This is a genomic window from Halopseudomonas sp., from assembly GCF_041579695.1.
Classification (GTDB): Bacteria; Pseudomonadota; Gammaproteobacteria; order Pseudomonadales; family Pseudomonadaceae; genus Halopseudomonas.
This window is the reverse complement of record NZ_JBFGFI010000004.1, coordinates 69,546-78,888: the sequence shown is the minus strand read 5'-3', so window position 1 is coordinate 78,888 and position 9,343 is coordinate 69,546. Positions and strand designations below refer to the sequence as shown.

Sequence of the window (9,343 nt, the reverse complement as noted above, 5' to 3'; positions counted from 1 at the left end):
TTTTGTCACCTTTGAGCCCGCGCGGGTGAAGTGTGCTTCGCGGATGGGAGTGCTATGCTCGGGATCGAGTTGTTAACAGGAGTCAGCAAATGAAGTTCGGAAAGGGCATGTTCGGCAGCAAATCGACTGGAGGCTCGACCGCAGGTTCGGCGCAGGGCCAGCGATCTACTCTGGTAGTCAATGTATTGTTGGGCCTGTTGCTGATCTACCTGGTGCTGTGCCTGTTCGTCGGCTGGTACTGGAATCGCGAGCCCGGCATCATGCCGCTGGTATCTGCTAGTCCCGCACAGACCGAAATGGTCGAGGGTGAAATGACCGTCGAGACGGTTGAGGCGCTGATGGTGACCTTGCTGAACAAGCCTGGCGGATACCTGACCAATGACATCATGCCTCCCGGTGTCTGGCTGGATAACATGCCGCATTGGGAGTTCGGTGTGCTGGTACAGATACGTGACATTACCCGGGCAATGCGTCGTGACATGGCCCGCTCGCAATCACAATCTGCCGAAGATCCCGATCTGGCGCGGGCCGAGCCGCTGTTCCACTTCGACAACAAGAGCTGGATCATGCCGGCGACCGAGAGCGAATACAGCGACGGCCTCGAGGCGCTCAACCGCTATGCGGTGCGCCTGCGTGCCGGTGAGGCCGATTTCTACGCCCGCGCGGACAACCTTGGCAGCTGGTTGGGCGATGTCAGCACCCGGCTTGGCTCGATGTCACAGCGTCTGTCCGCCAGCGTAGGCCAGGCGCCGGTTACCGACGGCAGCCGCCCGCGTGAACAGACGCCTTGGCTCGAGATTGATGACGTGTTCTACGAGTCACGCGGCAGTGCCTGGGCTCTGGTCCATCTGCTGCGCGCGGTGGAGATCGATTTTGCCGATATCATCGCGAAAAAGAACGCCCAGGCGAGTCTGCAGCAGATCATACGCGAGCTCGAGGCTACCCAGGAACCATTGTGGAGTCCGATGGTGCTGAACGGCGGTGGATTCGGGATGCTCGCCAATCATTCGCTGGTGATGGCCAATTACCTGTCGCGGGCCAATGCGGCGCTTATCGATCTCCGCCGGCTGATGGAGCAGGGCTGAGCAACATGGACCCAAAGGTAGAGGCTCACCTGGCCGCGTCTGCCGCCGAGCAGGTCATCCATGTGGACGAGGCAGACCGGCCGCTGGGGATTGCTGCACGTGGTCAGATGCATGTCCAGGGGCTAATCCCCCGTTGCACCTTCATTTTTGTATTCAACAGCCAGGGGAGTCTGTGCGTTCATCAGCGCGCAGCTCATAAGCGACTTTATCCCGGCTTCTGGGATGCGGCGGCCGGAGGTGTGGTAGCCGCGGGTGAGACTTATCTGCAGGGCGCGGAGCGGGAGCTACGCGAAGAACTGGGTATATCCGGTGTGGAGCTGCGTTCGCACTTTCGCTTCTTTTTCCAGTCACCGCAAAGCAGGTTGTGGGGCGGTGTTTTCAGTTGCACCTGGGATGGACCGGTGGTCATGCAGCCGGAGGAGGTTGCCGCGGTGCGCTGGGTAGACCCGCGCCAATCATGGCAGCGTGAGGGGGAAAGTTACGCGCCCGACTCGCAGCAGGCCCTGGGTCTGCTGCTGTCGGACTATGCCGGGGATTGATCGCTGGTTTAACATGATGGGAAAGCCACCTGTCAGATAGTCGGAATAAGCATGGTCAAATCAGCCAAAGGCATGGCCGCTCTGGGCGGTCTGGTCTATTCCACTGAAAGTGGGCGTACCTGTCCGGGCTGCCGTCAGCCGGTCTCCGCTTGTGTATGCGCAGTGTCTGCGCTGCCGGAGGGTGACGGGATTGCCCGGGTCCGCCGCGAAACCAAAGGCCGCGGCGGCAAGACCGTTACCACTGTCAGTGGCGTATTGCTTGCCCCCGAAGAATTGAAGGCCCTCGCCAAGAAGCTCAAGACCCGCTGCGGCTGCGGGGGCGCGGTGAAGGAGGGGGTTATCGAGATCCAGGGAGATCACGCCGAGCTGATCCGCGACTGGCTGAACGAGCAGGGCTTTGAGGCAAAGCGCGCCGGAGGCTGAATCAGGCGACAGTAGAAATAGGTTTCTGCGTATCTGCTGCTTTGTCGATGCGGGCACGTTAAGATTCCATACATAAATAATAATTGAGACTCCGACGTGATAGAGCCTACTCTGCCGCTGGATGAGGCGCAGCGCCAGAGCGATCTGGAAGCGCTGAACCTGCTCGACACCGGACCCGATCCGCACATCGACGCCCTGTTGCGTCTGGCGCAGCGGATTTTCGGCACCCGCACCGTGCTTGTCACCTTGCTGGACAATGATCGGCAATGGTTTAAGGGCCGTCGCGGTACCCCGCTCTCCGGTTCGCCCCGTGCTGTCTCTTTCTGTGGGCACGCCATTCACAGCGATGCCATTCTCGAAGTGCCGGATGCTCTGAAGGATCCGCGTTTCATGGGAAATCCGCTGGTTACCGGTGAGCCCGGAATACGATTTTATGCTGGCATTTCTCTGCACGCGCCAGGTGGAAGCCGCGTCGGCACCTTCTGCATGTTCGATGATCAACCTTCTATGTTATCCGAGCCATACCGCCAATTCATGCAGGATTTTGCGCTGCTACTTGAGGGGCGTTTTCAGGCCCATGCGCTGCGCCTGGAGCAAAAGGAGCTGTTGTTTGAGCTGGACAGCGCGAAGCGGCGGGCCCTGATGGACCCGCTGACCCAGCTGCTCAATCGTGGGGGCCTGCACCAGATGCTTCCGGCCTTCGTTAGTCGGGCGCAGCGGGACGATCTCTGCATCGGATTCATCTACGGAGATCTTGACCACTTCAAGAACGTCAACGATCAGCTGGGTCATGGCGTGGGTGATGAAGTGCTGATCGAGGTTGCGCAGAGGATGGTGGCGGCAATCCGGCCGGAAGATTTGGCGGTGCGCATGGGCGGTGAAGAGTTGGGTGTGCTGGCGCTGGTTAAATCCCATGACCAGCTGGATGCGATCGCGGAGCGCGTGCGTGCGGCAATCGCCAGTCCGGCGTTCGATGTAGCCGAGTCCACCCTGAATATCACAATGAGCCTGGGAACTGCACTGGCTGAGCCAGAACAGGTTGACAGCGATCTGCGGCTTGTCGATCAGGCAGACAGGGCGCTGTACAAGGCAAAACAGAGTGGGCGAAACCGGGTGGTGCGTGGGTAGTACCTGCAGCGGTCAACTGATCGGTCGCAGCCACCAGTGCAGGTATCGTCCAAGATCCCGATATGCCGGATGACGGCTGTATAGCAACTCTTGCTCGACCACCTGCTCGGGCTGAAGTTGCGCTTGGAATTCAGCCGGCATGTAATCATGGAAAACCCGTATTCCGCTCTTGGCCTCGCATGTGAACCCGCCTTGCGCGACCCAGCTTGCGACCACTGCCGGATCGAGAGGTTGCTGCGGGGTAAGACTGCGCTTGCTGCCGGCCAGCTGGTTTTTTCCCAGTTTGCGGAACTGGCCCTTGATCAGGTTCTTGAAGACCAGCGCGTCGCGATTGTAGAACGCCAGGGAAACCCTGCCCCCGGCACTGCAGAGCTGTCTGAGCACCTTGATTGCGGCGGCCGGATCTTCCAGCCACTCCAGCACGGCGTGACAGATCACCAGATCATAGGTCTCGCCGCGATCGGGTAGCGTCTGCAGTGGCTGCTGAAGGAAGGTGACGGGGTAGGCAGACTCGAGCGGATCAAGGCGTTCCCGGGCAGCCTCGATCATTTCGGCTGAAGGGTCGGCCAGCGTCAGGCGATGTCCCTGGCGCAAAAGCCATTCGCTCATGTGACCCAGGCCGGCGCCGACGTCGAGCACCCTCAGTGACTGGTCTGACTGGCAAATCGCGGGCAGCCATTCACCCAGGTCGCGTGTCAGTACTGCCAGACGCACAGCGCCTTTCGGGCCTGCATAGATCTTGCGAGCGAAATGCGCGCCCATCTGGTCAAAGTAGCGGTCTGCCATGTCGGTTAAGCTCCATGAATCTTGCAGGCTGCCAGAGAGGCGAATTTCAGGCAATAAAAAAGCCAGCTTGTGGCCGGCTTTCAAGGGGGCAAAACACTTATTTTTGGTAAGCGTTTACTGCCTTAACTATTTCCGCGCGGGCTTCATCAGAGCCGCCCCAGCGGTCGATCTTGACCCATTTGCCGGGCTCCAGATCCTTGTAATTCTCGAAGAAATGCTGGATTTGCTGCATCAGCAGCTCAGGCAGATCGGTGTATTCCTTGATGTCGCGGTAGAGTGCGCTCAGCTTGTCATGGGGTACCGCGATCAGCTTGGCATCGCCGCCGCCATCGTCGGTCATGTGCAGAACGCCCACCGGGCGGCAGCGGATAACTGCGCCGGGCGATACCGGATGCGGGGTGACGACGAGTACATCCAGCGGATCACCGTCGTCGGCCAGGGTGTTGGGAATGAACCCGTAGTTGGCCGGGTAAAACATTGGAGTTGCCATGAAGCGGTCGACAAACAGTGTGTTGCTGTCCTTGTCGATCTCGTACTTGATCGGCGCATGATTGGCCGGAATCTCAATGGCGACGTAGATGTCGTTGGGGATGTCTTTGCCTGCGGGGATCTGGTCGTAGCTCATGGGATACCTGAGTCGGGCATGATTGAAAAATTCTGGGCGCGATTATAGAGGCTGCGGCAGGGGATACCAAGCGATAAGCGCAGAATTCAGTTAAACGATGGTCGCATATGCACCCAGGGACCCCCGCCTTACCTAAAACGCCTGGCTGCGGGGGTGGGGTTGTGGTGGTCAGAGCTTGAGGGCGAAGTAGTGAAACTCCGAGTCGGCGGAGAACCCCAGCGACCGATACAGTTCGTGAGCCGTGTTATTGTCCTCGCCGGTCATCACGGTCATCCGCTTGATGCCTTGAGCCCGCGCCATCACCTTGGCCTGATTGATCAGTTTGTCGGCAACCAGTTGCCGCCGCGCTTCTTCGATCACATAGATGCCCTTGAGCACCCAGCTGGGCGACAGGGTGAGCGCCGAGAAGCTTGGAATAAACTGACAAAACCCGACGACCTTGCCGGTGTCGTCATCTTCGGCGAGCAGAATGATCGCCTGATCATTTTTCAGGCGGTCCTCAAGAAAGCGCCTGGAGGCTTCGGGTTTGGGCAACTGGCCATAGAATTCGCGGTATTTGATGAACAGCGGCGTTACTTCATCCAGCCGGCTGGTATCTGCCTGCACTATGCGCATACGTGGTTTCCATTATTGGTCAGAATGTGGCCCACCCTCCCAGATGGGTCATCTCAGCTCATCCTGCCCCAAAGCCTGAAAATCTTCAATCGGATAAAACACGAAACCCTGCGCAAGGGGCCTGCGCAGGGTGTCGGGGGTAATGCTCTGGTCTGCCGTCAAGTCAACGCCAGCACGCGCCGGTGTCTCGCTGCTAGACCTTGAATTCGGGCAGCTTGCGGTTGACCTTGTGGTTGTCCAGTTGCACATAGGAGGGCATGCCATTGGCGAATGGGGGATAGTCTTCGCCCTGGATCAGCGGCGACAGGTAGCGGCGACACTCGTCGGTGATGTGGAACCCGTCCTCGGTAATGAACTCGCGCGGCATGAACTTCTCGACGTTGGCTACATCCTTCAGCGGGGCTTCAATAATATCCCACTGATAAGGGTTATCCTGCAGTCGGCGAATGGCCGGCATGATAGCGTTCTTGCCTTCCAGCGCGATACGTACCGCAGCCTGGCCCAGAGCGTATGCCTGTTCCACATCCACCGCCGATGCCAGATGGCGCGCCGAACGTTGCAGATAGTCGGCAACGGCCCAGTGGTACTTGTAGCCGAGCTGGTCCTTCACCAGATTGGCCACGGTGGGTGCGACGCCGCCCAGCTGGGCGTGGCCGAAGGCATCAGTCAGGCCGCTTTCGGAAAGAAATTTGCCATCGCCGTTCTTGATGCCCTCGGAAACCCCGATAACGCAGTAGCCATAGGTTTCAACGCACTGCTTGACCCGGGCGAGGAAGGCGTCCTGGTCAAAGCGGATCTCGGGAAACAGCAGAATATGCGGCGGTTGGCCTTCGGCTTCGCTGGCCAGGCCGCAGGCTGCGGTGATCCAGCCGGCATGTCGGCCCATGACCTCCAGGATGAACACCTTGGTCGAGGTGGCGGCCATAGAGGCAACGTCGAAGCCGGCTTCGCGGATCGAAGTCGCCACGTACTTGGCTACCGAGCCAAAGCCCGGGCAGCAGTCGGTGATCGGCAGGTCGTTGTCGACCGTTTTCGGCACGTGGATGGCCTGGATCGGATAGCCCATGGTCTCGGCCAGTTGCGACACCTTGAGACAGGTGTCGGCCGAATCGCCGCCGCCGTTATAGAAGAAGTAACCGATGTCGTGGGCGCGGAAGACCTCGATCAGGCGCTCGTATTCTGCACGATTGGCTTCCAGGCTCTTGAGCTTGTAGCGGCATGAGCCGAACGCGCCGGAGGGGGTGTGCCGTAACGAAGCGATATTCTCGGCAGACTCCTTGCTGGTATCGATCAGGTCTTCGGTCAGCGCGCCGATGATGCCGTTGTGACCGGCGAATACCTTGCCTATCTGATCCGGATGCTGGCGAGCCGTTTCGATAACGCCTGCGGCGGAGGCGTTGATAACGGCGGTAACACCACCGGACTGGGCGTAAAAGGCATTCTTGACGGTCATGCAGACTCCATGTGTAAGGCAGTGGCCCCGGGGCGACGCGTGGGGCGGGATGGCGAGCAATGATAGCCGAAAGTATGTCGCTTTGCATTGCCGGAAGGGCTATGGCAGCGCGCCTGAATCGTGCGTGATACCATCGCGACAATCTTTTCAGGCTGGGATCAGGGCGCGACGATGCATCTGCACATTCTGGGTATTTGCGGTACGTTCATGGGGTCGCTGGCATTGCTGGCGCGGGAACTGGGTCATCAGGTCAGTGGTAGCGATGCCAATGTCTATCCACCGATGAGTACGCAGCTCCAAGCGCAGGGAATCGAGCTGCTCGAGGGCTATCATCCTGAGCATCTGCAGCCCGCACCTGATCTGGTGATTATTGGCAATGCGATGTCGCGGGGCAATCCTGCGGTAGAGTATGTGCTGGATCAGGGGCTGCCCTATGTATCAGGTCCTGAATGGTTGGCCCGGCATGTGTTACAGGATCGCTGGGTGCTGGCAGTCGCGGGTACCCATGGCAAGACGACGACCTCGAGCCTGCTGGCCTGGATTCTCGAATATGCGGGTATGGCACCGGGCTTCCTGATTGGTGGCGTGCCGCAGAACTTTGGTATCTCTGCACGCCTTGGCGACACGCCTTTTTTTGTCGTGGAAGCTGATGAATACGACAGCGCTTTCTTCGACAAGCGTTCAAAATTCGTCCACTACCGGCCCCGTACCGCGATTCTGAACAATCTGGAATACGATCACGCGGATATATTCCCCGATCTGGCAGCCATCGAGCGGCAATTTCACCACCTGGTGCGCACCATTCCGTCGACCGGACTGATCGTTCAACCCCATGGGGATGCTGCGCTGCAGCGGGTGATCGATATGGGCTGCTGGACCCCACGGCAAACCACGGGCGGTGAGGGTGACTGGCGTGCAAAGCTGCTTGCAGCCGATGGCTCGCACTTTGAAGTCTGGCTCGACGATGCGCTGCAGGGCGTTGCGCAATGGTCGCAAACGGGGGCGCATAGCGTAGCTAATGCGTTGTCGGCGCTGGCAGCTGCCCGGCACGTCGGCGTCACGCCGGCCCAGGGTATTGCTGCGCTGGGCGAGTTTCGCAGCGCCAAGCGGCGCATGGAATTGCTCGGTACCGTTGCCGGCGTCAGTCTTTATGATGACTTCGCCCACCATCCAACAGCCATTGCCACGACGTTGGCCGGCCTGCGCGCCGGCATAGGCAATGCGCCACTGATTGCGATAATCGAGCCGCGCTCCAATACCATGCGCCTTGGCAGTCATGCGGCCGCGCTGGCGGCCAGCGTCGCCAGCGCCACGGAGGTGGTCTGGTTTCAGCCCCCGGGGCTTGACTGGTCGTTACAGTCGGTGGTTGATGCCAGTCCGGTGCCGGCGCGAATCGAAACGGATATCGATACCATCGTCGAGACGGTGCTGGCGCGGGCAACATCGGGTACCCGTATTGTGATCATGAGCAACGGCGGCTTCGGCGGTATTCATCAACGCATGCTCCAGGCGATGGAGGTCAATCATGGATGACCGGCGGGTGACACTGGCAATGACCGGCGCATCCGGAGCGCAGTACGCGCTGCGTTTGCTCGAGTGCCTTGTAAGAGCGGATGTCGAGGTCTATTTTCTGATTTCCCAGGCTGCGCAACTGGTCGTAGCGACCGAAACCGATCTGACACTGCCGCCCAAGCCCCAGGCGCTGGAAGCGTTTCTGACCGAGCGTTATTCGGCCAGGGAAGGGCAGATCCGGGTGTTCGGCAAACAGGACTGGATGGCGCCGGTGGCTTCCGGCTCCGGAGCGCCCAGTGCGATGGTTGTCTGCCCCTGTTCCACCGGCTCGCTGTCGGCGATCGCCACGGGTGCCAGCAACAATTTGATCGAACGCGCCGCCGACGTGGCTCTCAAGGAGCGACGCAAGTTGATCCTGGTGCCGCGCGAGGCGCCGTACTCGACGCTGCATCTGGAGAACATGCTCAAGCTGAGTCAGATGGGGGCGGTTATCCTGCCGGCCAGTCCGGGTTTTTACCACAAGCCCGAATCGATCGATGACATGGTGGATTTTGTGGTAGCACGCATTCTCAACCAGCTGGGTATTGCCCAGGATTTGCTGGCGCGCTGGGGAGAGTGACCACTGCCGGCGTACGGCCGGCAGTGGTGCTAGGGCTTCAGACGAAGTAGAGCGACAGTGCTTCGGCAATGAAAGCGGGCTTCTCACTGCCTTCGATTTCCAGCGTCGAGCGTGCCTTGATCAGCCACTGCCCCGGCTTTTTCTCTGTCACGTCCAGGACTGTGCTCTGCAGACGCACGCGCGAGCCCACACGCACCGGCTGAATGAAGCGCAGGCTGTCGAGGCCGTAGTTGACGGCCATTTTCAGGCCCTCGGGACGAATCAGCAGGCCGGCTGACAGCGTCGGCAGCAGGGACAGTGACAGGAATCCATGGGCGATGGTGCCACCAAAGGGTGTCTGCTTGGCCTTCTCTTCATCGATGTGAATGAATTGATGGTCACCGGTGCAGTCGGCAAATTGATTGACGCGCTCCTGGTCGATGGTCATCCACTCGGAATGGCCGAGGTCCTTGCCAATGTAGGAAGTCAGTTCGGAAACGGGTACGGCGGTCATAGCGTTCTCCATGGCTGTTATTGTAGTGCTCCATGCGGAGCTGCGTGAAACAGGCGCTTGCAATG

The 9,343-nt window shown here is 59.6% G+C and carries 11 protein-coding genes; 6 read left to right on the top strand and 5 right to left on the bottom strand.

Features of this window, described 5'->3' with window-relative positions; genetic code table 11:
• Window positions 1-89: 89 nt before the first annotated feature.
• The 4 genes from ABYA88_RS02295 to ABYA88_RS02280 all read left to right on the top strand — a co-directional run bounded on the left by ABYA88_RS02295 (window position 90) and on the right by ABYA88_RS02280 (window position 3,175).
• Window positions 90-1,085: a DUF2333 family protein gene (locus tag ABYA88_RS02295; RefSeq protein ID WP_373185114.1), complete on the top strand. Its 996-nt coding sequence runs from the start codon at window positions 90-92 to the stop codon at window positions 1,083-1,085.
• A 5-nt stretch (window positions 1,086-1,090) separates the two neighbouring features.
• A complete protein-coding gene (locus tag ABYA88_RS02290; protein ID WP_373185112.1) occupies window positions 1,091-1,624 on the top strand; it encodes an NUDIX hydrolase in 534 nt (177 codons plus the stop codon).
• A gap of 51 nt (window positions 1,625-1,675) precedes the next feature.
• Complete coding sequence (locus ABYA88_RS02285; RefSeq protein ID WP_373185110.1) at window positions 1,676-2,047, top strand: translation initiation factor Sui1; 372 nt, start codon at window positions 1,676-1,678, stop codon at window positions 2,045-2,047.
• A gap of 96 nt (window positions 2,048-2,143) precedes the next feature.
• Complete coding sequence (locus ABYA88_RS02280) at window positions 2,144-3,175, top strand: sensor domain-containing diguanylate cyclase (RefSeq protein WP_373185108.1); 1,032 nt, start codon at window positions 2,144-2,146, stop codon at window positions 3,173-3,175.
• 12 nt (window positions 3,176-3,187) lie between these two features.
• On the opposite strand, the gene ABYA88_RS02275 is transcribed toward ABYA88_RS02280, so the two are convergent.
• The 4 genes from ABYA88_RS02275 to ABYA88_RS02260 form a co-directional block, all read right to left on the bottom strand.
• The gene (locus tag ABYA88_RS02275) at window positions 3,188-3,961 is read right to left on the bottom strand and encodes a methyltransferase domain-containing protein (protein WP_373185106.1); all 774 of its coding nucleotides are present in this window, start codon (window positions 3,959-3,961) and stop codon (window positions 3,188-3,190) included.
• Window positions 3,962-4,058: 97 nt separating this feature from the next.
• A complete protein-coding gene (ppa, locus tag ABYA88_RS02270) occupies window positions 4,059-4,586 on the bottom strand; it encodes an inorganic diphosphatase (protein ID WP_150278327.1) in 528 nt (175 codons plus the stop codon).
• 168 nt (window positions 4,587-4,754) lie between these two features.
• Window positions 4,755-5,201 carry an N-acetyltransferase family protein gene (locus ABYA88_RS02265; RefSeq protein WP_373185104.1) on the bottom strand — a complete coding sequence of 149 codons (447 nt, stop codon included), beginning with the start codon at window positions 5,199-5,201 and terminating at the stop codon, window positions 4,755-4,757.
• Window positions 5,202-5,394: 193 nt separating this feature from the next.
• Window positions 5,395-6,654 (bottom strand): 6-phosphofructokinase, encoded by a 1,260-nt coding sequence (locus ABYA88_RS02260; RefSeq protein WP_373185102.1) that lies wholly within the window; start codon window positions 6,652-6,654, stop codon window positions 5,395-5,397.
• 171 nt (window positions 6,655-6,825) lie between these two features.
• Between ABYA88_RS02260 and mpl the strand changes: the two genes are divergently transcribed.
• A complete protein-coding gene (mpl, locus tag ABYA88_RS02255; RefSeq protein ID WP_373185120.1) occupies window positions 6,826-8,187 on the top strand; it encodes a UDP-N-acetylmuramate:L-alanyl-gamma-D-glutamyl-meso-diaminopimelate ligase in 1,362 nt (453 codons plus the stop codon).
• The gene (locus ABYA88_RS02250) at window positions 8,180-8,785 is read left to right on the top strand and encodes a flavin prenyltransferase UbiX (RefSeq protein WP_373185100.1); all 606 of its coding nucleotides are present in this window, start codon (window positions 8,180-8,182) and stop codon (window positions 8,783-8,785) included. Before mpl ends, ABYA88_RS02250 begins: the two co-directional genes overlap by 8 nt.
• Before the next feature lie 37 nt (window positions 8,786-8,822).
• Here ABYA88_RS02250 and ABYA88_RS02245 read toward each other — a convergent pair whose 3' ends face one another.
• Window positions 8,823-9,278 (bottom strand): MaoC family dehydratase, encoded by a 456-nt coding sequence (locus ABYA88_RS02245; RefSeq protein ID WP_373185098.1) that lies wholly within the window; start codon window positions 9,276-9,278, stop codon window positions 8,823-8,825.
• Window positions 9,279-9,343: the final 65 nt, after the last annotated feature.

Bases quoted from the DNA above. Each gene is read 5' to 3' on its own strand.
- ABYA88_RS02295 (WP_373185114.1), top strand. From the start codon at position 90: ATGAAGTTCGGAAAGGGCATGTTCGGCAGCAAATCGACTGGAGGCTCG.
- ABYA88_RS02290 (WP_373185112.1), top strand. From the start codon at position 1,091: ATGGACCCAAAGGTAGAGGCTCACCTGGCCGCGTCTGCCGCCGAGCAG.
- ABYA88_RS02285 (WP_373185110.1), top strand. From the start codon at position 1,676: ATGGTCAAATCAGCCAAAGGCATGGCCGCTCTGGGCGGTCTGGTCTAT.
- ABYA88_RS02275 (WP_373185106.1), bottom strand. From the start codon at position 3,961: ATGGCAGACCGCTACTTTGACCAGATGGGCGCGCATTTCGCTCGCAAG.
- ppa (WP_150278327.1), bottom strand. From the start codon at position 4,586: ATGAGCTACGACCAGATCCCCGCAGGCAAAGACATCCCCAACGACATC.
- ABYA88_RS02265 (WP_373185104.1), bottom strand. From the start codon at position 5,201: ATGCGCATAGTGCAGGCAGATACCAGCCGGCTGGATGAAGTAACGCCG.
- ABYA88_RS02260 (WP_373185102.1), bottom strand. From the start codon at position 6,654: ATGACCGTCAAGAATGCCTTTTACGCCCAGTCCGGTGGTGTTACCGCC.
- mpl (WP_373185120.1), top strand. From the start codon at position 6,826: ATGCATCTGCACATTCTGGGTATTTGCGGTACGTTCATGGGGTCGCTG.
- ABYA88_RS02250 (WP_373185100.1), top strand. From the start codon at position 8,180: ATGGATGACCGGCGGGTGACACTGGCAATGACCGGCGCATCCGGAGCG.
- ABYA88_RS02245 (WP_373185098.1), bottom strand. From the start codon at position 9,278: ATGACCGCCGTACCCGTTTCCGAACTGACTTCCTACATTGGCAAGGAC.